Raw genomic sequence first — 23,090 nt, 5'->3', positions numbered from 1 at the left:
GCGCCGTCACCGGTTCGCCGTCACCAGCCCATCGCGGCGCGGTAACGGGGCAGGTGTCCGTGGCGGATGCCGCTCGCGGTCGGCTTGTTCTCGAACACGCCCGCGCCCCAGTTGCCTTCGACCAGCACGGGGCCGGTGGGCGTGACCACGATGTCCCAGCCGACGTAGCGCACCTCGGGAATGACGAGGGCGACCTCGGTGATGAGCGAGCGCACGGCATCCATCATCGGCAGGCGGTACTCGGCGATGGGGTAGCCGGTCTCGGGGTGTGTCTCGAAGAGGGCACCCGAGGTGTTGTAGCCCATACCCATCGCGCGTCCGTCTTCGTGTAGCGCGGTATAGAAGCCGCCGAACGACGCCTGGTCGCTGACCTGCCCGCGCCCGAACTTCTGGGCCATGTTGATGATCGCCACGGTACCGTCGTCACGGACGAAGGTGGTGACGCGCGTCGTGTTCGCCGTGCCCGGGGCGATCGCCTCGAGATCGGCGTGCTGCACGATGCGCTCTTCGATGAGCACCTCGCCCTTCGCCAGCAGCTCGGCGTGGAACGCAGACCAGTCGGTGACGTCGGACGCGTCGTGGCGGCGCACGCCGGCGCCCGACTTGCTGACCGGCACCTTGGCGATGAACACCGGATGCCGCTGCGCGAAGGCCTCGAGCTCACCGGCGTTGCCCGCCTCGAGCGCGAGCCACTCGCGACCGAGAAAGCGGTCGAAGTCGCGGTTGAAGTCGATCTTGTCGTGGAACCGGTGCACCTGCGCCGGATCGTCGTACCGGTTCGAGAATTCGAGAGCGAGCGGGCTCGTCACCCACGTGGCGCGCTCCGCGCGAGTGAGGATCGCGAAGTCGAACTCGATGTAGTCGTTGAACCCGACGCGGTGGCGGGCAGCCGACCACAGCATGTCGGCGAGCACCAGCGGATAGCTCTTGCCGTGCGTGTGAGCGGTGGCGCGCGCGCGCTCCGTCACCGACGCGTAGTCGAATCCGCGCGCGCGTTCGAACAGCACACTGATCCGATGCAGGGGCGACAGACCGCGCGAAGCCATGACGAAATCCTCCGAAGGGCGGATGGGGAACTGCGTCAGTCTACGCGGCCGTCCATGCCGACCTGCGGCGGACGGTGCGCGTCGCGGTCAGCGCGCGTCGGCGAGACGCGCGGTCTCGTCGTGCCACGACGTGGCGATCGCGCGCAGCTTCTCTTCGTACTTGCGGCCGTGGTGGGCACAGAAGAGCAGTTCGCTGCCGTTGACCTCGGCTGCGATGTAGGCCTGCGCTCCGCAGGCGTCGCATCGGTCGGTCGCGGTCAGGCGGTACTCGAGGACGGCGGGCTCGGCGGTCGTGGACATGCTCATTTCGGTTCCTCCTCGAGACATGTGGGCGGTGCGGTGTCATGACATACAACCACGTGGTGGCTGGGCCCATGCCGCGATCCGGTCACATTTCGCTGTGCGCGTACCGTGCCCGCGCCCGGGAATACACCGGTCGGGTGACGGTCGCGTGTCCGGCGCCGCGGGGTCGGATGCCCGGCATACGCTTGGAGATTGTGACCGCTGAGTATTCCGCCCATCACCTCCAGGTGCTCGAAGGGCTCGAGGCCGTCCGCAAGCGCCCGGGCATGTACATCGGCTCCACCGATTCGCGCGGCCTCATGCACTGCGTGTGGGAGATCATCGACAACGCCGTCGACGAGGCGCTCGGCGGCTACGGGTCGCGCATCGAGGTGATCCTGCACGCCGACGGCAGCGTCGAGGTGCGCGACCGCGCCCGTGGCATCCCCGTCGACGTCGAACCGCGCACGGGTCTCACGGGCGTCGAGGTCGTGTTCACGAAGCTGCACGCGGGTGGCAAGTTCGGTGGCGGTTCGTACGCGGCCTCGGGCGGCCTGCACGGCGTCGGCGCCTCGGTCGTCAACGCACTGAGCGAGCGCCTCGACGTCGAGGTCGACCGCGGCGGCAAAACGTACGCGATGTCGTTCCATCGCGGTGAGCCGGGCCTGTTCGCCGGGCCGGGCGCCGACGCGCCGTTCACCCCGTTCGAGCGCGCTTCTGAGCTGCGCGTCGTCGGCAAGGCCGCGAGAGGCGTCACCGGCACGCGCATCCGGTACTGGGCAGACCGGCAGATCTTCACGAAAGACGCCACGTTCAACCTCGGCGAGCTCGAACAGCGCGCGCGCCAGACGGCCTTCCTCGTGCCGGGCTTGCAGATCGACATCGTCGACGAGCGCCCTTCCGCGGTCGCGGAGGCTGACGCGGAGTCCGGCGCGGAGGCGGGCACCGAGCCGGGCGCCGGCCCTCGGATCACCACGTTCCGGTACGACGGCGGCATCTCCGAATTCGTCGAATTCCTGGCCCCCGACGCGCCCATCACCGACACCTGGCGGCTCACCGGCTCGGGCACCTTCACCGAGACGGTCCCGGTGCTCCAGCCCGGCGGCGCCATGGTGCCCACCGACGTGGAGCGCACGTGCGAGGTCGACGTCGCGGTGCGCTGGGGTACAGGGTACGAGACTGTGATGCGGTCGTTCGTCAACATCATCGCGACCCCGAAGGGCGGCACGCACCAGGCCGGCTTCGAACAGGGTCTGATGAAGGTCATCCGCAGTCAGGTCGAGCAGAACGCGCGCCGCCTGAAGGTGGGCAACGACAAGCTCGAGAAGGACGACATCCTCGCGGGCCTCACCGCCGTGCTGACGGTGCGTCTTCCCGAACCGCAGTTCGAGGGGCAGACGAAGGAGATCCTTGGCACGCCCGCCGTGCGCGCCATTGTCGCGAACGTCGTCGCGAAGGAACTCACCGAGCGGTTCGCGTCGACCAAGCGCGACGACAAGGCCCAGACGGCGCTCGTGCTCGACAAGGTCGTGTCGGAGATGAAGGCGCGCATCTCGGCGCGCACCCACAAAGAGACCCAGCGACGCAAGAACGCGCTCGAGTCGTCGTCGCTGCCGGCCAAGCTCGCCGATTGCCGCACGAGCGACGTCTCGCAGTCCGAACTGTTCATCGTCGAGGGCGATTCGGCCCTCGGCACGGCCAAGCACGCCCGCAACAGCGAGTACCAGGCGCTGCTGCCCATCCGCGGCAAGATCCTCAACGTGCAGAAGGCGTCGATCAGCGACATGCTCGGCAACGCCGAGTGCGCCGCCATCATCCAGACGATCGGCGCGGGTTCCGGCCGCTCGTTCGATCTCGACGCCGCCCGCTACGGCAAGATCATCCTGATGAGTGACGCCGACGTCGACGGCGCGCACATCCGCACGCTGCTGCTGACGCTGTTCTTCCGCTACATGCGTCCGCTCATCGAGGCGGGCCGCGTCTATGCCGCAGTCCCGCCGCTGCACCGCGTGATCATCGTCAACCCCGGCTCGAAGCCGAACGAGACGGTCTACACCTACTCCGAGCAGGAACTGCACGTGTTGCTCGCGAAGGTGCAGAAGAGCGGGCGGCGCTGGCAGGAGCCGGTGCAGCGCTACAAGGGGCTCGGCGAGATGGATGCCGACCAGTTGGCGACCACGACGATGGACCGTGCCGGGCGCACCCTCCGCCGCGTGACCGTGAGGGATGCCGAGGCGGTGTCGGGCGTGTTCGAACTGCTCATGGGCAGCGACGTCGCTCCTCGCCGCGACTTCATCGTGTCGTCGAGTGATCGCCTCGATCGTGAGGCGATCGACGCCTGAGACGCGCGGGGCCCGAAACCGAGCTGGGGGGATCGGTTTCGGGCCATCGCCGCGGCATCCGCGCGTCAGTCGTGATGACGATGGCGGCAAAGCCGGCCCTCGTCCCCGAAATCACAGACGACACAGCAGACACTCAGTGAGAAACCGACTGGGGACCGGTCTCTCGGCACTTACAAGGGTATGGGCGCGCGAAAGGTCGACGGCGCAACGAAAGGCTAGATCGTTTGCGACTTTCGTCTACTCTCTGTGTGCTGCGTGATCCGCTTTCAGGACTCCAGGGGGAGTGAGGCCGAGACGACCCAGCCCCGCGGCTCACGTTCGGCCGAGAACGAGCCGCCGAAGACGCGGAAGCGCTCCTGCAGTCGCATGATGCCGTAGCCCGAGGTCGGGAGGCCCGCGGTGCGAGCCGGCGGGGAGTCGTCGGAGAATTCGAGATGTGCCCATCCGCGTTCCACGGTGAGCGAGATGTGCACGTTGCGGGCGCCGGTGGCGTGCTTGAGCACGTTGGTGGCACTCTCGCGCATGACGCGCGTCAGTGCCACGAGCGACGTGCTCGGCAGGCGCAGGTCTGTCGCGACATCCGATGTGACGGTGATGCCGGCGTCGTTCAGTTCCCGGGTGACCGCCGCCAGGGTGCCGGGGATCCCGTCAGGAGAGGGAATGCGTTCGGGCGAGAGAGCCTCTTCGCCGCGCACCATTCCGAGCACGCGGCGGATGTCGGTGAGGGCCTGCACCGCGGCCTCTCTGATCGCCGTCTGCGACTTCGAGCGGGTCTGCGTGTCGTCGGTGCGCTCGAGCACCGCCGCATGCAGTGCGACGATCGTGATCTCGTGCGCCACGATGTCGTGCAGCTCGTCGGCGATGAGGTCGCGCTCGTGCCGAAGTTGCTCGGCGACCTCGCGTTCCGTCGCCTCGAGCTGGGTGGTCAACATCTGTGCCTTCGTGTACTGATTCCTGATGGCGAGCCCGATCAACAGGCTGGCCACGCCGAGGAACGCGATGATCACCGCGCCCAACGGTTGAACTCCGGAGCCGGGTCTGAGGACGATGGCGATGAGCCAGGTCGTCCACGAGATCGCGTATACCGCGGTGAGCGCTGCGCTGCAGGTGAATGCGGCAAGACCGAGGATCGCCGCGCCCAGAAGCACGGAATCGACGACTCCGGTGATGCCCGCCGCGATGGCGGCGACACTCAGCACGATCGTGGCGACCGGGGGCCGCCACGCGAACAGCGCGATCGACACCGTGATCGAGGTGGTGACGATCGCCGATTCGACTCCCGTCGTACCGTCGTTGGTCGCTCGCACGATCGAGTCGAGCAACAGCGCAACGGCGACGAACGCGATCAGCAATCCACGAGTCATGGACGGCAGCGGATAGTACGCCCAGAAGGGCATCCGCAGGTATTCGAGCGCACGCGCTCGGAGAACAGTCACCCCGCGATTATCTCGCGGCTCATCAGAGTCACTTCCAAAGTCCCATGAAGCGTCCAAGCCAATCCCACATTTCCATCACCTCCACAAGGTCTCGAATCGATTCTTCAAACAGACGTCACCGCGCACGAGAGACCATTGGCTACACCGTTTGCGACTTTCGTCTAGGCCTGTCCGGCGGGATCTCCCCGCCGGCGCAAGGGGCGAGGGTCGTGCTCCGTAAGATGGCGATGTGACTGAAGCCATCCGGGTGATCATCGTGGACGACGAGTCGCTGGTGCGCGCCGCACTGCGCGTGTTCCTGGAGTCTTCGGACGGATTCGAACTCGTCGGCGAGGCCGACAACGGCGCCGATGCGATCACGCTCGTGCGCGCGACGCAGCCCGACGTCGTCCTGATGGACGTGCAGATGCCGATCATGGACGGCATCGAGGCGACGCAGCGCCTCACCCGGGAGTTCCCCGGACTGAAGATCGTGGCGCTGACCACGTTCTCGACGGAGCGGGTCATCGTCCCGATGCTGAGCGCAGGGGCATCCGGCTTCCTCGTCAAAGACACCTCGCCGGACCGCATTCTCGACGCCGCGCGGCTCGCTCACGAGGGCGGCTACGTGCTGTCGCCGCGCGTCGCGAAAGAACTCGTCACCTCGGTGCAGTCCGGGGCCGCGTCGGCGACGCGCGAACTCGGGCGCGACGAAGAACTCACCGAGCGTGAGCTCGAGGTGGTGACCCTGCTCGCCCAGGGCATGTCGAACGCCGAGATCGCGGCGGCGATGTTCGTCTCAGAGGCGACCGTCAAGTCGCACCTCGGCCGCATCACGGCCAAGTGGGGCGTGCGCGACCGCATCCAGGTGCTCATCCGCGCCACCCAGCTGGGGCTCGTGACGCTCGTCTGACGCGCAGATCGGCCCGGTGGGGGCCAGGGAGGCCACAAGGCCCCGGTCGGACCCCGTCAGTCGACGACCGTGCCCACGGCGGCCACAACGGCCTCCAGGGGCTGTCCAGAGGCATCCCGCTTCGCGCCCGGCGCAGGCAGCTGCCGTACCGCGCCGTCGGCGGCGAGAGCGCGCGGTTCGACGCCCACCCACGCGAGGGTGAGCGTGTCTTCGCCCTTGACGAAGCGCTGCGCCCGCACGCCGCCCGTGGCGCGCCCCTTCGCGGGGAACTCGTCGAACGACGAGACCTTGGCGCTGCCGGCGTCGGTGCCGGCGATGGCCTGCGACGAGCCCGCGACGGTCACGACGACCGTGCGCTCGTCGCCCGCGACGGGGGCGAATGCGATGACCTCGGCGCCGGGCGACAGTCGGATGCCGGCCATGCCGCCCGCGGCGCGTCCCTGCGGGCGCACGGCGTCGGCGCCGAAACGCAGCAGCTGCGCATCGGAGGTGACGAAGACGAGCTCGACGTCGTCGGGGGCAAGCCCCGCACCGATGACACGGTCGCCGGGCTTGAGCGCGATGATCTCGGCCTCGTGCTTGCCGGGGGCGAGCTCAGACGTCGCGACGCGCTTGACGGTGCCCTGCGCGGTGCCGAGCGCGATGATCTCGCCCGTCACAGGAACGATGGCGACGACGTGCTCGCCGGACGCGAGACCGAGGTACTGGTCGGCGCGGGTGCCCGCCGCCGGCTGCACCGCGTTCGCCGGCACGGAGGGCAGATCGACGGGGGAGAAGCGCACGAGCCGCCCGGCCGTGGTCACCGCGCCCAGGTCGCCGCGGGTCGTCGCGTCGACGGCGGAGCGGATGCCGTCGTGCTTCGAGCGGCGTGTGGGGGTGACCACTCCCGTGGCCTCGCCCTCGCCCTGCGGTGCCAGCTCGGCCCGAACGAGGCGGCCGGTCGCCGAGAGGAACACCCGGCAGGGGGCGTCGGCGATCTGCAGATCGGCGGGGGCTGCGGCGCGCGAGCGCGGCGTGACGGGTCCGCCGTTCAGCAGCAGTGTGCGTCGCGGGGTGCCGAACGTGTCGGCGGCGGCGTCGAGCTCGCGGGCGACCTGCGCGCGCAGCATGGTGTCGCTGCCGAGGAGAGCCTCGAGGTCGGCGATCTCTTTCTTCAGGGTGTCACGCTCCGACTCGAGCTCGATGCGCGAGAACCGCGTGAGGCGGCGCAGACGCAGTTCGAGGATGTACTCCGCCTGCGGCTGCGACAGGTCGAAGACGCTCATCAGCTTCGTGCGGGCCTCGTCGCCGTCGTCGGAGGCGCGGATGACCTGAATGACCTCGTCGATGTCGAGGATCGCGATGAGAAGGCCCTCGACGAGGTGCAGGCGCTCCTGCTTGCGGGCGAGGCGATAGCGGCTGCGCCGCGTCACGACCTGGATGCGGTGATCGAGGTAGACCTGCAGCAGCGGCTTGAGCCCGAGGGTCTGCGGCTGGCCGCCGACCAGGGCGACGTTGTTGATGCCGAAGGAGTCTTCGAGGGGTGTGAGCCGGTAGAGCTGCTCCAGCACGGCGTTCGGGTCGAAGCCCGTCTTGATGCCGATGACGAGGCGCAGCCCGTGGTTGCGGTCGGTCAGGTCGTTGAGGTCGGCGATGCCGGTGAGCTTCTTCGCATTCACGGCATCCTTGATCTTCTCGATCACCCGCTCGGCACCCACCATGTAGGGAAGCTCGGTCACGACGAGTCCGGTGCGGCGCGGCCCGAGCGACTCGACCGACACCTTCGCCCGGGTGCGGAACGTGCCACGGCCCGTCTCGTAGGCCTCGCGGATGCCGTCGAGGCCGACGATGATGCCGCCGCCGGGCAGGTCGGGCCCGGGCACGAACTGCATGAGGTCTGCCGTGGTCGCCTCGGGGTTGTCGAGGAGGTGGATCGCCGCGGCCACCACCTCGATGAGGTTGTGCGGCGCCATGTTCGTCGCCATGCCCACCGCGATGCCGGTCGTGCCGTTGACGAGCAGGTTCGGGAAGGCGGCCGGCAGCACCTCGGGCTGCTGGAACTGACCGTCGTAGTTCGGGATGAAATCGACGACGTCTTCGTCGAGGTTCTCGGTGAGCGCGAGCGCCGCGGGCGCGAGGCGGGCTTCGGTGTACCGCGCGGCGGCAGGCCCGTCGTCGAGCGAGCCGAAGTTACCGTGCCCGTCGACGAGCGGCACGCGCAGCGCGAAGGGCTGGGCCAGCCGCACGAGGGCGTCGTAGATCGCCGAGTCACCGTGCGGGTGCAGCTTTCCCATGACTTCGCCGACGACGCGGGCGCTCTTGACGTGCCCGCGGTCGGGCCGGAGCCCCATGTCGGCCATCTGGTACAGGATGCGCCGCTGCACCGGCTTCAGCCCGTCGCGCGCGTCGGGCAGCGCCCGCGAGTAGATCACCGAGTACGCGTATTCGAGGAAGGAGTCCTGCATCTCCGCCGAGACGTCGACGTCTTCGATGCGGCCGTGACCTTCGGGAACGGACTCGGTGCGCGCAGCTGCCATGGAGATTCGGGTGCCCTCGCTGGTGGAGATCGGACGGGACGAGGCCGTGTGCGCCGTGTGCGAGACTGGCCCCGATGCCTCTCAGCCTACCCGTCGACCCGCCGACGGCCCGGCGCCTCACCGGCGTCGTGCCGCAGATCATGCGCTCGCTCGAAGGCGACCCGGGGTGGTTCCCCGCGGCGCGTTCGGCGATCGTCGTGGTGGTCGACGGCCTTGGCCGCGGAAACCTCACCGCGCGCTCCGGGCACGCGCGGTTCCTCACCGCGCACCTGGGCAAGAAGGATGCCGCGCGCACCGTCTTCCCGGCGACGACGGCCACCGCTCTGACGAGCCTGCTCACCGGCGTCGACGCGGGGGAGCACGGCATCGTCGGGTACCGGGGCCGCGTTCCGGGTACGCTCCGGGCCCCGAACCAGCTGAAGGGCTGGGAGACCGACGGTCTCGACCCGCTCACCTGGCAGCGGGCCGTGCCGCTCTTCGAGCGGCGGGCCGAAGCCGGCCGGCCCTCGTTCGTGGTCTCGAAGGGCGCCTATCGCGACACCGGCTTCACCCGCGCGATCCAGCGCGGTGCGACCTTCGCCGCGGCGGCGAGCCCCGAAGAGAGGATCGACGTCGCGGCATCCCTCGCCGCCGACCACGCCGGGGCGCTCGTGTACGTGTACCTGCCGGAGCTCGACACGATCGGCCACGCCCAGGGGTGGGAGAGCGACGCGTGGATCGCGGGCCTCGAACGGGTGGATGCCTCGGTGCGCCGCCTCGCGGAGCGCTCCGATCCCGGCACCGGGATCGTCGTGACGGCCGACCACGGCATGGTCGACGTGCCGGCCCACCGTCAGGTGCTGCTCGGCGACGGCGACGCGCTGCTCGACGAGGTCGATCTCGTCGCCGGCGAGCCGCGGCTGCTGCAGCTCTACACGGATCGTGGCGAGGCCGCGGCCCTCCGCATCGCCGAGCGCTGGCGCGCTGCTGAGGGGGAGCGGTCGTGGGTGATAACGCGAGGCGAAGCGGTCTCCGCGGGACTGTACGGGCCGCGGGTGGATGCCGACGTGCTGCCCCGGATCGGCGACCTGCTGGTCGCGGCGCGCGCCGCGATCGCCTATTACGACGATCGCCTCGCCGACAAGAAGGCGCAGCGGATGGTCGGCCAGCACGGCTCGCTCACCGATCAGGAGCGGATCGTGCCGCTCATCCGGCTCGGCGCCTTCGCGTCGACGTCTGCAGGCTGAGCCGGTCAGGAACCGTCTTCGGTGCGTGCGCCGAAGACGATCTCGTCCCACGAGGGCATCGAGGTGCGACCCTTGCGGCGTGACGCCTCGGAGATCACGGTGTCTTCGAGGTTCTCGTCGTCGTCGGCCGGCGCGCTGTCGTCGTAGCCGGGCTCGAGCGCGTCGAAGAGCGCCGCGGCTCCCGTCGGTGCCGTCGCCACCGGAGCGGTCGGCTGGTCGGTCGGCATCGGCTCGCGCAGCCCGCGGCGGCGTCGCAGCGCCTCGAGCAGGTCGGCGGTCTCGGCCGAGGTGACCGACTGGTCGGGCGCGCGCTTGATCGCCGCCTCCTGCACGGCGGCGGTCACCGTCGGACGGATGTCGCGGCTCACGATCTCGGCGTCGGGCTCGAGACGCCGCGGCCCGAACGCGCCGGAGTCGAAGCGCGACGAGTCTTTGAGCGGGTTGGCGTCGAGAGCGCGAAGACGCGGGATGAGGCCCTCGGGGAGCGATCCCTGGCGCGAAAGCTGCGTGGCATCCGTGTTCTGCGGCGCCAGCGTCGAACGCCGCGGGTCGAAGCTCCACCGCGCGTCGTGATCGACCTCGCCGGCCGTGAACTCGAGCTTGACGATCCAGCCCGATTCTTCGCGCCAGCTCGTCCAGCGCTCGCCCGTCGCTCCCGCGTCGGCGAGCTTGGCGCGGACCGCCGCGCCGAACGTGGGCTGGGCGTCGTCACCGAGTTCACCGGCGATGAGCACCGGCACCGACAGGGCCTGGTCGACGATGTGCTCGCGCTCGGCGAGCACGGGACGCTCGTAGCGCTGCACGTCTTCGAGGCGCGCGCCGAGGAGTTCCGCGACCTCGGCGGCGGAGAGCCCCGAGCGGATGTGCGCCTGGATGTCGCGCGGGCTCGGCCGCGGTGCGCGCGGCTCGGCGTCGCGCTGCACACGACGCAGTTGCGAGCGGAGGGTCTCATCGACCTCCAGGGCGAATCGTTCGCCCGTCTCGGTCGCGACGACGAGAACGCCCTCTTCGATTCCGATGACTTTGAGCTGCTCCATGCGAGACGCGCCTCCAGATCCCTGCGAAGGCACCGCACTGCGGCGCCGCGACCATGCTGACACGGCGGTGCGCCCAGGTCGGGAATATCGCGGGCGCGCCGCGAGTTCCTCTCGTCGCACCCGCCGGAAGACGGGCTACGGATGACCGGCATTTGCGAAAAGCGAGCGGGTCATGCAAACTATCGCCGCCCCGGGCCATGCGGCCCATGCCCACGAGGTGGGGCGTGCCCGTCAGATCCTGGAAGTGAGAGCATGGCGACCGATTACGACGCCCCCCGCAAGACCGACGACGACAGCGAGTCGATCGAGGCCCTGAAGGAGCGCGTGCCCGACAAGCTCTCCGGTGCGGTCGGCGACGAAGACGCCGACAACCCTTCCGGGTTCGAACTGCCCGGTGCCGACCTCTCCGACCTCGAGCTCGACGTCGTCGTGCTGCCCCCGCAGGAAGACGAGTTCACCTGCGTCGAGTGCTTCCTCGTCAAGCACCGCACCCAGATCGACCACGAGACCTCGATCGGCGCCATCTGCGTCGAGTGCGCGGCCTGACAGCCCTCTTGGCGGCGCGCGGCGGGCTCAGGCCCGCTGCGACCGCCTGATCGCCGCGATCACGCGGTCGGGAGTGCGGGTCGAGAAGATCCACTCGTCGACCGGGTCGCGCTGGTCGATCACGCGCACCCGCACGATGCCGTCGATGCCGGGGCGCAGCAGGTGCCACGCCGTGCGCGGCAGACCGGGGCCGCGCACTTCGCGCGCCTCGTCGCCGACCGCGCCCGAGGCCTCGCCGAGCATGCGCACCGGAATGTGCGCGCGCCCGACGCGCAGCTCGCCGCCCCGGACCTCGATGACCGGGGCCGCGAGCACGAGCGAGCCGACGAGGGCCGCCCCGACGGCGAGCCCGGCGAGGAGCGCCACCGTGGAATCGAGGGGCACGAACACGAGCGACACCATGGGGGCGGCCACCGCCGCGCTCAGCAGCGTCCACAACGACGGGCTGAGGCGCTCGCGATACACCGCCGCGGCGGCGCTGCGACCTGTCGCGGTCTGCGGGCGGGCGGGGTCTGCGTTCATCTGGGCGTGCATTAGCCTCGTGGGGTGATCGAATCCGTGGACGTTCCCATTATCGCCGCGCAGGTTCCCGCCTATGCGCACCCCGGCGATGCGGGGGCCGATCTCGTCTCGACCGAGGCGCTGCGCCTCGAGCCCGGCCAGCGTGCCCTCGTCGGCACGGGGGTGCGTATCGCGCTCCCCGACGGCTACGTGGCCTTCGTCGTGCCGCGCAGCGGCCTCGCGGCCCGGCACGGCATCACGATCGTCAACTCTCCCGGCACCGTCGACGCGGGCTACCGCGGCGAGATCAAGGTGTCGCTGCTGAACACGGATGCCTCGCAGGCCTACGATGTCGCGGTCGGTGACCGCATCGCGCAGCTGATCATCATGCCCGTCCCGCGCGTGCGATTCGTCGCCGTGGACGAACTGCCGGATTCGGCGCGCGGAGAAGGCGGCTTCGGGTCGACCGGCTACCAGACAGGAGCGAACTCATGAGCGACGAGCTGCAGACCAAGTCGGCGCCCGACGACCGCGCCGCGGCCGGCCCCTTCGACGAGTCGGAGGCGAACCCGGTGCGGCCCTACATCGACCTCGGCGGCATCAAGGTGCTCCCACGCGAGGGCCTCAACCTGCGCCTCGAGGTCGAGGAGCAGACCGGGCGCATCGTCGCGGTCGGCCTCGACTACGCCGATTCGACACTGCAGGTGCAGCCCTTCGCGGCGCCCCGGACGACGGGGCTGTGGGAGGAGACGCGCGAGCAGATCCGCCAGCAGATCCGCCAGCAGGGCGGCCGCGTAGAAGAGCGCGAGGGCCCGCTCGGCCCCGAGCTGCTCGCCGAGGTTCCCGTGGCGGCCGGACCCGACGCGACGCCGGGCAAGCGCCTGGCGCGCTTCGTCGGCGTCGACGGGCCGCGCTGGTTCCTCCGCGGCGTGATCGGCGGGGCGGCCACCGGCGACGTCGAGGCCGCGGCCAAGGTCGAAGACCTCTTCCGCTCGCTCGTCGTCGTGCGCGGCGGCACCCCGATGCCCCCGCGCGACCTCATCCCGTTGAAGATGCCCGCGGCGCCCGGCACGGCATGAGCGACCAGAACGACCCGATCGGCGCCGACGAGACCGACGGCGCCGCCCGAGGCGACACCACGCCGCCTTCGACGACCCCGCCCTCGGCGTCGGAGCTTCTCGCTCAGGCGCTCGGCGGTGCCGCGCGGCGCGCGGGGATGGACCCGGCGCACGAAACCCACACCGGTCACGTCGTGTGGCGGGCGATGGGGGGCTGGCGCGGCGTGCTCGAGTCAGTGCTTCCCGGCCTCGCCTTCGTGCTGCTGTTCACGCTCACCCGCGACCTCATGCTCTCGCTCGTCGTCTCGGTGGGCCTCGCCGCGGTGTTCACGATCGTCCGGCTCGTGCAGCGCTCCACGATCAGCGCGGCGCTCGGCGGTCTCGTCGCGACGGCGGCGGCCGCGGCTCTCGCCCTGTGGACCGGGCGCGCGCAAGACAACTTCGTGCCGGGCCTCATCACGAACGCCGCGTACGGCACCGCTTTTCTCATCTCGGCCCTCGTCGGATGGTCGCTCATCGGCTTGGCGGTCGGGTTCCTCATGAACGAGGGCACCGCGTGGCGGACGGATGCCAGAAAGCGGCGCGTCTTCTTCTGGCTGGCGATCGCGTGGGCGGCCCTCTTCTTCGTGCGGCTCGCGGTGCAGTTGCCGCTCTATCTGGCCGGCACGGACGAGGCCACCACGACGCTCGGCACGCTCAAACTCGTCATGGGACTGCCGCTGTTCGCGCCTCTCGTGGCGGTCACCTGGTTGGCGGTGCGTGCCGTGTACCCGCCCGCGTCGAAGGCGGGGGAGCCCGCGGGCTCGTGATAGATTTATCTTGATATCAAGATAAATTCCCCCGCCGTCGCGGACGACGCCGGTAAGGGCGACCTCACTAGCCGCGCGCGACGGAGGCGGGGAAGATGGAGTGAGCGGCCGCCGCGAGACGTGCGCGCCCGTGCCCCCGAAGAAGGAGTAGAGACGTGTCCACAGTTGACAGCTTCGGAGCCAAGAGCACCCTGACAGTCGGCGGCACCGACTACGAGATCTATCGCGTCGACACGGTCGCCGGCTACGAGAAGCTCCCGTTCAGCCTCAAGGTGCTGCTCGAGAACCTGCTGCGCACCGAAGACGGTGCGAACGTGACCAAGAGCCAGATCGAGGCGCTCGGTTCGTGGGATCCCGACGCCGAGCCCGACACCGAGATCCAGTTCACGCCCGCGCGCGTGGTCATGCAGGACTTCACCGGTGTGCCCTGCATCGTCGACCTCGCCACGATGCGCGAGGCGGTCACCGCCCTCGGAGGCGACCCCGACAAGATCAACCCGCTCTCGCCCGCCGAGATGGTCATCGACCACTCCGTCATCGCCGACCTCTTCGGCAGCGAGAACGCCCTCGAGCGCAACGTCGAGATCGAGTACGAGCGCAACGGTGAGCGCTACCAGTTCCTGCGCTGGGGCCAGACCGCTTTCCAGGACTTCAAGGTCGTCCCCCCGGGCACCGGCATCGTCCACCAGGTGAACATCGAGCACCTGGCGAAGGTCATCTACGACCGCACCGGCCGCGACGGCGTACTGCGCGCCTACCCAGACACCTGTGTCGGCACCGATTCGCACACCACGATGGTCAACGGCCTGGGCGTGCTCGGCTGGGGCGTCGGCGGCATCGAGGCCGAGGCGGCCATGCTCGGCCAGCCCGTGTCGATGCTCATCCCGCGCGTCGTCGGCTTCAAGCTCACGGGCGAGATCCCCGCCGGCGTCACGGCCACCGACGTCGTCCTCACGATCACCGACATGCTGCGCAAGCACGGCGTCGTCGGCAAGTTCGTCGAGTTCTACGGCGAGGGCGTGGCATCCGTGCCGCTCGCCAACCGCGCCACGATCGGCAACATGAGCCCGGAGTTCGGCTCGACGGCCGCGATGTTCCCCATCGACGACGTCACGCTCGACTACCTGCGCCTCACCGGTCGCGACGAGCAGACGGTCGCACTCGTCGAGGCGTACGCCAAGGAGCAGAAGCTCTGGCACGACTCCGACAACGAGCCCGTGTTCAGCGAGTACATGGAGCTCGACCTCGGCACGGTCGTGCCCTCCATCGCCGGACCGAAGCGTCCGCAGGACCGCATCCTCCTCTCCGAGGCGAAGACCCAGTTCGAGAAGGACATCGTCAACTACGCGACGCCCGCCATCTCGCACTCGATCGTCGACCTCGAGGGCGACGGGACGTTCCCCGCCTCCGACCCGGGCCCCGTGCCCGGCGATGAGCAGCCCGAGACGGGCGAGGTCATCATCTCGAGCGGCGGTCCGGCTGCGGCATCCAACCCCGTCAAGGTCACGACGCCCGATGGCACCGCGTACCTCCTCGACAACGGCGCGGTCACCCTCGCGGCGATCACGTCCTGCACCAACACGTCGAACCCGTCGGTCATGATCGCCGCGGGCCTGCTCGCCCGCAAGGCGCGGAACAAGGGCCTGAAGCAGAAGCCGTGGGTCAAGACGACGCTCGGCCCCGGCTCGAAGGTCGTGACGGACTACTACGAGAAGTCGGGTCTCGACAAAGACCTCGAGGGCCTCGGTTTCTACACCGTCGGCTACGGCTGCACGATCTGCATCGGCAACTCGGGTCCGCTGATCGAAGAGGTCTCGGCCGCGATCAACGAGAACGACCTCGCCGTGACGGCGGTGCTCTCGGGCAACCGCAACTTCGAGGGCCGCATCAGCCCCGACGTCAAGATGAACTACCTGGCATCCCCGCCGCTGGTCGTCGCCTACGCTCTCGCCGGGTCGATGAACTTCGACTTCGAGACCGACCCGCTCGGCAAGGACCAGGACGGCAACGACGTGTTCCTGAAGGACATCTGGCCCGCGCCGGAAGAGGTCCAGCAGGTCATCGACTCGTCGATCTCCCGCGACCAGTTCATCACCCAGTACGCGACCGTGTTCGACGGTGACGAGCGCTGGAAGAGCCTGCCCACCCCCGAGGGGCCCATCTTCGAGTGGGATGCCGACTCGACCTACGTGCGCAAGGCGCCCTACTTCGACGGCATGTCGATGGATCTCACCCCCGTGAGCGACATCCACGGTGCGCGCGTCATGGCCACCCTGGGCGACTCGGTCACGACCGACCACATCTCGCCGGCGGGCAACATCAAGGCGGGCACCCCGGCCGCGCAGTACCTCACGGAGCACGGCGTCGCGCAGAAGGACTTCAACTCCTACGGCTCGCGCCGCGGCAACCACGAGGTCATGATCCGCGGCACGTTCGCGAACATCCGTCTGAAGAACGAGCTCGTCGCGGCGGTCAACGACGGCCAGATCATCGAGGGCGGGTACACGCGCGACTTCACGCAGGCCGGCGGTCCGCAGTCGTACATCTTCGACGCGAGCCAGAACTACCAGGCGCAGGGCACCCCGCTCGTGGTCTTCGGCGGCAAGGAGTACGGCTCGGGCTCGTCGCGCGACTGGGCGGCCAAGGGCACGTCGCTCCTCGGCGTCAAGGCCGTCATCACCGAGAGCTTCGAGCGCATCCACCGCTCGAACCTCATCGGAATGGGCGTCGTCCCGCTGCAGTTCCCCGAGGGCCAGTCCTGGAAGAGCCTCGGCCTCGACGGCACCGAGATCGTCTCGATCGAGGGTCTCGAGGAGCTCAACAACGGCACCACCCCGAAGACGGTGAAGGTCACCGCCGCCCCGAGCGAGTTCTCGCCCGAGGGCAAGGAGACGGTCGTCTTCGACGCGAAGGTCCGAATCGACACACCCGGTGAGGCCGACTACTACCGCAACGGCGGCATCCTGCAGTACGTGCTGCGCTCGCTCGTCTGAGCCCGGCGCATAACGCCCCGGCATCGGTCCCCGCAAGGGGTCACCGAAGCCGGGGCGTTCGCCGTTGTGCGACGTAGACTCGAGGGATGAGTCTGCTCGCCTCGATCACCGGTCCCCGTGACCTCGACGCGCTCACTCCGGACCAGCTGGAACAGCTCGCCCAGGAGGTGCGCGAGTTCCTCATCCAGAACGTCGCCCGCACGGGAGGGCACCTCGGCCCGAACCTCGGCGTCGTCGAGCTGACGATCGCCCTTCACCGGGTGTTCGACTCACCGAACGACCCGTTCGTGTTCGACACCGGGCACCAGTCGTACGTGCACAAGCTGCTCACCGGCCGGCAGGACTTCAGCCGCCTGCGGTCGCGCGGGGGGCTCGCCGGCTACCCGCAGCGCTCCGAGAGCGTGCACGACGTGGTCGAGTCGTCGCACGCGTCGAGTTCGCTCAGCTGGGCCGACGGCATCTCGCGCGCCCTGAACCGCACCGGTCGCACCGACCGGCATGTCGTCGCCGTCGTCGGCGACGGTGCGCTCACGGGCGGCATGACGTGGGAGGCGCTCAACAACATCTCTGACGACAACGAGCGCAACCTCGTGATCGTCGTCAACGACAACGGGCGCTCGTATGCGCCGACGATCGGCGGCATGGCGCGCTATCTCAACCGCGTGCGCACGACCGACGGCTACGAGAACCTGCGCCGCGGGTCGGATTCGTTCTTCCGCAAACTGGGCCCCGCCGGCCGCGCCGTGTACCGCGGGGTGCGCGGCGGCACGCACGGGTTCCTCTCGCGCTTCTCGAACAACGCAGCGCTGTACTCGAATCTCGACATCAAATACCTGGGCCCGATCGACGGTCACGACTTGCCCGTGCTCGAAGAGACGCTGCGGCTCGCGAAGGCGTACCGCGCCCCCGTCATCGTGCACGTCATCACCGAGAAGGGGCAGGGCTACGAGCCCGCCCGCAACGACGAGGCCGACCAGTTCCACGCGGTCGGCAAGATCGACCCGGCCACGGGCGAACCTCTGGGCGCCAGCGACGGGCAGGCGTGGACCGATGTCTTCTCCGAGGCGCTCGTCGAGGCGGGGGAGCAGCGCGACGACATCATCGCCGTCACGGCGGCGATGCTCCGCCCCACCGGCCTGCAGCCGTTCGCGCAGCGGTTCCCCGAGCGCGTGTACGACGTCGGCATCGCCGAGCAGCACGCCGTGGCATCCGCCGCCGGCCTCGCCTTCGGCGGGCTGCACCCGGTCGTCGCGATCTACGCCACGTTCATGAACCGCGCGTTCGACCAGGTGATGATGGATGTCGCGCTGCACAAAGCCGGCGTCACCTTCGTGCTCGACCGTTCCGGCGTCACCGGCCCCGACGGCCCCAGCCACCACGGCGTGTGGGACCTCGCGATGCTGCAGCTGGTGCCCGGCATCCGCATCGCCGCACCGCGCGACGAGGCGCGGTTGCGCGAAGAGTTCGCCGAGGCGATCGCCGTGGACGACGCCCCGACCGTCGTGCGCTTCCCGAAGGGCAACGTCGCCGCCGACCAGCCCGCGATCGAGCGACTCTCAGACGGGGTCGACGTGCTGTGGCGGCACGGCGAAGAAGACGTTCTGCTCGTCGGCATCGGACCGATGACTCGGCTCGCGGTCGAGGTCGCCGAGCGCCTGCGCGCGCAGGGGATCGGCGCGACGGTCATCGACCCGCGCTGGGTCGTGCCCGTGCAGCCCTCGGTGGTGCGCCTCGCTGCCGCGCACCGGCTGGTCATCACCATCGAAGACGGCATCCGCGTCGGCGGCGTCGGTACGCGCGTGCGCCAGGTGCTGCGCGAGGCGGGCGTCGACACGGCCGTCGACGAGCTCGGCCTGCCCGACGAGTTCTTGAACCACGCGACCCGCGAGCAGATCCTCGACGACGCGGGCCTGAACGCGGCGAAAATCGCGCAAGACGTCGTCGCCCAGGTGCTCGGCACCCGCATCCCGGTGGCCCGTCCCTCGACCGACACCGGCGCGATCTGGGCCATCGGCACGCCCGACGGCGAAACGCAGGATCGCTGACGCCTCGCGCCGCGCGCGCCGGGTGAGTCGTGAAAGCATGGAGGGATGACCTCCACCGCCAACCTCACCCGTGACGAGACGGCGGCCCGCGCCGCCGGCATCCAGCTGCAGACGGTCGATGTCGAGATCGACCTGCGGGGAGCGCGGGCAGCGGATGCCACGACCTTCCCGACCTCGTCGACGCTCGTGTTCGGGGCATCCGTCGAGGCGACGTGGATCGACTTCCTCGGCGCCTCGGTAGACGAGGTGATCGTCAACGGCGCCCCGCAGCCGGTGGAGTGGGACGGCGCCCGCGTGCGGGTGCGCGGACTCGCGGCGCACAACCTGGTGACGGTCCGCGGCACGGGTCGTTACAGCACGTCGGGCGAGGGGCTGCACCGCTTCAGTGACCCGGTAGACGACGCGGTGTACCTCTACACCCAGTACGAGCCGGCCGACAGCCGACGCGTCTACCCGGTGTTCGAGCAGCCCGACATGAAGGCGCGGTGGCGGTTCGTCGTGATCGCGCCGGACGGTTGGCAGGTGCTCTCGAACGGCGCCGAGGCGGCGCGTGAGCCGGTCGAGGGCGGGGTGCGCGTGGCGTTCGCCGAGACGTTGCCGCTGTCGAGCTACATCACGGCGGTCGCTGCGGGCCCGTACCACCGGGTCGAAGGGGTGTGGCACGGCCCCGCCGGCCCGGTGCCGCTCGGCGTGCTCTGCCGTGCTTCGCTCGCGCCGCACCTCGTCGACTCGGGCGATGCCGACGAGGTCCTCGGCATCACTCAGCGCGGGCTGGACTTCTTCTCCGACGCCTTCGGTCTCGTCTACCCGTGGGGAAAGTATGACCAGATCTTCGTGCCCGAGTACAACCTCGGCGCGATGGAGAACCCCGGGCTCGTCACGTTCACCGAGCGCTACGTGTTCCGCGGCGCCGCGACGGTCGCGCAGCACGAGGGGCGCGCGAACACGATCCTGCACGAGATGGCGCACATGTGGTTCGGTGACCTCGCGACGATGCGCTGGTGGGACGACCTGTGGCTGAAAGAGTCGTTCGCCGACTTCTCCGGCGCGCACGCGGCCGTCGTCGCGGGAGGGTTCCCCGACGCCTGGGTCACATTTGCGAGCCGGCGGAAGGGCTGGGCGTACGTGCAAGACCAGCTGCCGACGACGCACCCGATTGTCGCCGACATCCCCGACCTCGAAGCCGCGAAGCTCAACTTCGACGGCATCACCTACGCGAAGGGCGCCTCGGTGCTCAAGCAGCTCGTCGCGTTCGTGGGGGAAGACGCGTTCTTCCGCGGGGCGCGCCGCTACTTCGCCGATCACGCCTACGGCAACACGACGCTCGACGATCTGCTGACCGCTCTCGAGACCGAGTCGGGGCGCGACCTGCGCGCGTGGAGCGAGGCCTGGATGCAGACGACCGGCATGTCGCAGATCTCGGTCGAGCGTGAGGGAGACGGCGCGCTCACAGTGGTGCAGACCGACCCCCGCCCGCACCGGCTCGCCGTCGGACTCTACGCGTTCGAGGGCGACCGTCTCATGCAGCGCGGGAGCGTCGACGTCGACATCGCCGCCGAGCGCACGCCGGTGCCCGCGCTGTCGGGGGAGTCGTCCGTCGATCTCGTCCTGCCGAACGACGGCGACCGGACGTACGCGAAGGTGCGGCTCGACGCGCGGTCGACGGATGCCGCGGCGCGCGGCCTCTCGACGATCGACGACGCCCTGGCGCGCGCCGTGATCTGGGCGGCGCTGTGGGATGCCACGCGGGACGGCGAGCTGCCCGTGGCGCGCTACCTCGAGATCGTGGCACAGCACGCACCGCGCGAGGGCAATGCGGCTCTCCTCGCCGACGCCCTCGCGCACGCGCAGTTCGCGATCGGTCACTACGCCGCCGCTGCCGAGCGCGACCGGTTGGCGGCGGACTGGCTCGAGACCGCGTGGACGGCACTGTGGGCGGCGCCGGCGGGGTCCGACGCGCAGCTCGCCTGGGCGCGGGCGGTGGGCGCGGCGGCATCCCGCAGCGATCGGCGCGCCGCCGAACTGACGGCGATCCTCTGGGGTGAGGCCGAGGCCCCGAGCGGGCTGGCGCTCGACCCCGAGCTGCGCTGGGACTGGCTCGCCGCGCTCTCGGCGACCGGGCATGTCGACCTCGCCGCGGCAGACGCCGAGCTCGCACGCGACGGCTCGTCGCAGGGGCGCACGGCGTATCGCGCGGTGCTCGCGGCGCGACCGGACGCCGCCGTGCGGGCGGACGCCTGGCACGCCGCGTGGGACGACGGGAGCCTCACCAACGACCACCTCGACGCGACGATCGCGGGTGTGCGTGCGGGCGGGCGACGAGACCTCGTCGAGGAGTTCGACGCGGACTACTTCGCGCGCATCCGCCCCGCGTGGTCCGCACGCAGCATCGAGATCGCACGCCGCCTCGTGATCGGTCTGTTCCCGGCATCCGACACGCTCGACCCGGTCGATGCGTGGCTGGACGCGAACGCGGATGCCCCGGGAGCGCTCCGCCGCCTCGTGATCGAGCAGCGCGACGGGCTCGCCCGCGACCTGCGGGTGCGGGCTGCTCAGCCCTCGCTCTGACGCGCCCGGTTGCTCATTCGCCGGCTCTTCTCGCTCCGGCAGGGATGACGACCGCGAACGAGAAGAGACCCCACGGGAAGGCGGCGACGGTCCACCCGACGAAGGCGAAGAGCATCGACCAGAGGCCTGCGGCCACGGCTCCGCGGGCGAACTCCACCCCGCTGAAGGCCATGGGCTCGGTGGCCGTGCGCGGTGAGCGCGCGGTCACGGGCGCACCTCGCCGACGAGCGCGAGAAGCTCGGCGAGGGGCCGACGCACGAGCGGCATGCGGGCCAGAGGCAGCGCGAGCTTGAGGATCGACAGCCCTCGGTCGAGCAGCCGGCGGGTGCGGGCCTGGCCCGGCGAATCGTCGTAGACCCAGTACAGCGCGAGCAGCAGGTGGCCGAGGAAGAGGGCGGGCGGCAGAGCCTCGGCGACCCCGTCGGGAAGGCCGGTGCGTGCTCCGTCGACCGCCTCGGCGAAGAGGCCCTCGGTGATGTCGCGCGCCGGCGTGGACTCCGCCGACAGGGGATTGATGCCTGAGCGGGGTGCGAGGGCCGCCGAGACGAACTCAGCCGCGTGGGCGTGATAGTCGGTCAGCTGGTCGAGGCCGGTCGTGTAGACGATCCGCAGCCGCTCGATCAGGTCGGTCGACTGCGAGAGCAGCGGCGCCGCGGCATCCCGGTGCCGCTCCTGCACGTCGAGGTAGAGATCCTGCACGAGGTCGGCCTTCGACGCGAAGTGATAGTTCGTCGTGCCGACCGACACGCCCGCCTCGGTCGCGATCAGGCGGATCGTCGTGGCGTCGTACCCGCGTTCGCGGAACGACCGCAGGGCAAGGTCACGCAAGAGCCCCCGCGTTCTCTCGCTCTTGGTTGTCGTGCCCTCGCGCGCCGCAGAACTGAACATGTTCAAACGCTAGCACGGTGCGGCCGCACGCCGCCGGCGCGGCTACACGGAGCGGAGCGCCGTGACCGCGCCCGCCCACGCACTCGTGTCGGCGGCCTCGTCGCCGGTGCGGCCGACGATCGCCTCGGAGAGGAGGTACCCGTCGGTCAGCGCATCGCCGGTGATGACGACCGAAAGCAGCTCGATGCCGCACGCGGCGCGCACACGGTCGGCGCAGGCGTCGACGACGGATGCCGAGAGGTCGGCGTTCACGGGCAGCTGCGTTCCCTCGTCGCCGCGCACGAGGTCGCGGAGCGCCGCGCCGACGAGGTTTCCGGTGCGTTCGGTAACGTGCACGACCTCGAGCTCGAAGACGCGCAGATCGGCGCCCGTGACGAACGGGCGCCAGTCGAACGATGCGTGCACGAGGTGCTGCCGACCGCTGCCGGCCGTGAGCTGCCGCGCCGGCAGATCGGTCGAGCGCACGCGCGTGTCGACGCGGCGGTACCACGCGAGCACGGGAAAGACGGCGTGCGTGCCGGGAGCGAGCACGACGACCTCGCCGGCCTCGCTGCCGCGGCTCGCGCGCCGCCGCACGATCGGCCGGCCGTTCCGCGTGCGGATCGCGGCCTCGCCCTCGTCGATCGTCACCATGAGCAGCTTGAACAGGGCCGGCACGACGAGCAGCACGGTGAGCACGGCGCCGCCGGTCTTGATGAGCGAGTTCATCCCGCTCGTGCCGAACATCGACGTGAAGGTCTCGATCACACCCCCAGGATGCCTGGTGTGCAGGCATCCCTCGCCCGCTTCGCGCCCTCGCGCACACGATGTTCACGCGATCGTCGCATGCCGTTCCGGTGAGACCCGCACACGCATCGAGACCCCGCACCGGGGTGCGGGGTCTCGATGTGCAGAAGCGGTCTCGC

At 70.0% G+C, this 23,090-nt stretch carries 19 protein-coding genes; 10 read left to right on the top strand and 9 right to left on the bottom strand.

Going from position 1 to position 23,090, the window contains the following annotated elements:
- Positions 1-20: 20 nt before the first annotated feature.
- On the bottom strand, positions 21-1,046 hold the full coding sequence (locus tag G3N18_RS07135; RefSeq protein ID WP_196383613.1) for a sugar-transfer associated ATP-grasp domain-containing protein: 1,026 nt from the start codon (positions 1,044-1,046) through the stop codon (positions 21-23).
- A gap of 87 nt (positions 1,047-1,133) precedes the next feature.
- Complete coding sequence (locus tag G3N18_RS07130; RefSeq protein WP_196383612.1) at positions 1,134-1,352, bottom strand: DUF7455 domain-containing protein; 219 nt, start codon at positions 1,350-1,352, stop codon at positions 1,134-1,136.
- A 191-nt stretch (positions 1,353-1,543) separates the two neighbouring features.
- Here G3N18_RS07130 and G3N18_RS07125 point away from each other — a divergent pair, with 191 nt between their 5' ends.
- Positions 1,544-3,670 carry a DNA gyrase subunit B gene (locus tag G3N18_RS07125; protein WP_196383611.1) on the top strand — a complete coding sequence of 709 codons (2,127 nt, stop codon included), beginning with the start codon at positions 1,544-1,546 and terminating at the stop codon, positions 3,668-3,670.
- Positions 3,671-3,936: 266 nt separating this feature from the next.
- Here G3N18_RS07125 and G3N18_RS07120 read toward each other — a convergent pair whose 3' ends face one another.
- Positions 3,937-5,106 carry a sensor histidine kinase gene (locus G3N18_RS07120; RefSeq protein ID WP_338038354.1) on the bottom strand — a complete coding sequence of 390 codons (1,170 nt, stop codon included), beginning with the start codon at positions 5,104-5,106 and terminating at the stop codon, positions 3,937-3,939.
- Positions 5,107-5,335: 229 nt separating this feature from the next.
- On the opposite strand from G3N18_RS07120, the gene G3N18_RS07115 reads away from it, so the two are divergent.
- Positions 5,336-5,998 (top strand): response regulator transcription factor, encoded by a 663-nt coding sequence (locus G3N18_RS07115; RefSeq protein WP_196383610.1) that lies wholly within the window; start codon positions 5,336-5,338, stop codon positions 5,996-5,998.
- A 56-nt stretch (positions 5,999-6,054) separates the two neighbouring features.
- On the opposite strand, the gene G3N18_RS07110 is transcribed toward G3N18_RS07115, so the two are convergent.
- On the bottom strand, positions 6,055-8,514 hold the full coding sequence (locus G3N18_RS07110) for a DNA gyrase/topoisomerase IV subunit A (protein WP_196383609.1): 2,460 nt from the start codon (positions 8,512-8,514) through the stop codon (positions 6,055-6,057).
- A 74-nt stretch (positions 8,515-8,588) separates the two neighbouring features.
- Here G3N18_RS07110 and G3N18_RS07105 point away from each other — a divergent pair, with 74 nt between their 5' ends.
- Positions 8,589-9,740, top strand: a complete 1,152-nt coding sequence (locus G3N18_RS07105; RefSeq protein WP_196383608.1) for an alkaline phosphatase family protein — start codon at positions 8,589-8,591, stop codon at positions 9,738-9,740.
- A 5-nt stretch (positions 9,741-9,745) separates the two neighbouring features.
- Here G3N18_RS07105 and sepH read toward each other — a convergent pair whose 3' ends face one another.
- Positions 9,746-10,777 (bottom strand): septation protein SepH, encoded by a 1,032-nt coding sequence (gene sepH / locus G3N18_RS07100; protein WP_196383607.1) that lies wholly within the window; start codon positions 10,775-10,777, stop codon positions 9,746-9,748.
- 252 nt (positions 10,778-11,029) lie between these two features.
- On the opposite strand from sepH, the gene G3N18_RS07095 reads away from it, so the two are divergent.
- Positions 11,030-11,323, top strand: a complete 294-nt coding sequence (locus G3N18_RS07095; protein WP_141379686.1) for a DUF4193 domain-containing protein — start codon at positions 11,030-11,032, stop codon at positions 11,321-11,323.
- Between the two features lie 27 nt (positions 11,324-11,350).
- On the opposite strand, the gene G3N18_RS07090 is transcribed toward G3N18_RS07095, so the two are convergent.
- Positions 11,351-11,845, bottom strand: coding sequence for a DUF3093 domain-containing protein (locus tag G3N18_RS07090; RefSeq protein ID WP_196383606.1), 495 nt, complete (start codon positions 11,843-11,845; stop codon positions 11,351-11,353).
- A gap of 24 nt (positions 11,846-11,869) precedes the next feature.
- Here G3N18_RS07090 and dut point away from each other — a divergent pair, with 24 nt between their 5' ends.
- The 6 genes from dut (at position 11,870) to pepN (ending at position 21,297) form a co-directional block, all read left to right on the top strand.
- The gene (gene dut / locus G3N18_RS07085) at positions 11,870-12,319 is read left to right on the top strand and encodes a dUTP diphosphatase (protein ID WP_196383605.1); all 450 of its coding nucleotides are present in this window, start codon (positions 11,870-11,872) and stop codon (positions 12,317-12,319) included.
- The gene (locus tag G3N18_RS07080) at positions 12,316-12,903 is read left to right on the top strand and encodes a DUF3710 domain-containing protein (RefSeq protein WP_196383604.1); all 588 of its coding nucleotides are present in this window, start codon (positions 12,316-12,318) and stop codon (positions 12,901-12,903) included. The genes dut and G3N18_RS07080 overlap by 4 nt, the downstream gene beginning before the upstream one ends.
- A complete protein-coding gene (locus G3N18_RS07075) occupies positions 12,900-13,691 on the top strand; it encodes a DUF3159 domain-containing protein (protein ID WP_196383603.1) in 792 nt (263 codons plus the stop codon). The genes G3N18_RS07080 and G3N18_RS07075 overlap by 4 nt, the downstream gene beginning before the upstream one ends.
- Before the next feature lie 155 nt (positions 13,692-13,846).
- A complete protein-coding gene (locus G3N18_RS07070; RefSeq protein WP_196383602.1) occupies positions 13,847-16,684 on the top strand; it encodes an aconitate hydratase AcnA in 2,838 nt (945 codons plus the stop codon).
- Between the two features lie 86 nt (positions 16,685-16,770).
- Positions 16,771-18,729, top strand: a complete 1,959-nt coding sequence (dxs, locus tag G3N18_RS07065; RefSeq protein ID WP_196383601.1) for a 1-deoxy-D-xylulose-5-phosphate synthase — start codon at positions 16,771-16,773, stop codon at positions 18,727-18,729.
- A gap of 45 nt (positions 18,730-18,774) precedes the next feature.
- Complete coding sequence (gene pepN, locus G3N18_RS07060; RefSeq protein ID WP_196383600.1) at positions 18,775-21,297, top strand: aminopeptidase N; 2,523 nt, start codon at positions 18,775-18,777, stop codon at positions 21,295-21,297.
- Positions 21,298-21,310: 13 nt separating this feature from the next.
- Here the strand turns inward: pepN and G3N18_RS07055 are convergent, their stop codons facing one another.
- The 3 genes from G3N18_RS07055 to G3N18_RS07045 are packed head-to-tail and all read right to left on the bottom strand — an operon-like array spanning position 21,311 to position 22,932.
- A complete protein-coding gene (locus G3N18_RS07055; RefSeq protein WP_196383599.1) occupies positions 21,311-21,505 on the bottom strand; it encodes a hypothetical protein in 195 nt (64 codons plus the stop codon).
- Positions 21,502-22,185, bottom strand: coding sequence for a TetR/AcrR family transcriptional regulator (locus G3N18_RS07050; protein WP_196383598.1), 684 nt, complete (start codon positions 22,183-22,185; stop codon positions 21,502-21,504). Before G3N18_RS07050 ends, G3N18_RS07055 begins: the two co-directional genes overlap by 4 nt.
- 42 nt (positions 22,186-22,227) lie before the next feature.
- Entirely contained in the window at positions 22,228-22,932 is a 705-nt protein-coding gene (locus G3N18_RS07045; protein ID WP_196383597.1) for an SPFH domain-containing protein, read from the bottom strand.
- Between the last annotated feature and the right edge of the window lie 158 nt (positions 22,933-23,090).

Origin of the sequence: Microbacterium paulum (assembly GCF_015707995.1) — a bacterium.
Taxonomy (GTDB): domain Bacteria; phylum Actinomycetota; class Actinomycetes; order Actinomycetales; family Microbacteriaceae; genus Microbacterium; species Microbacterium paulum.
Note: the sequence above shows the minus strand (reverse complement) of the source record. Positions and strands in the feature narration are given on the sequence as shown.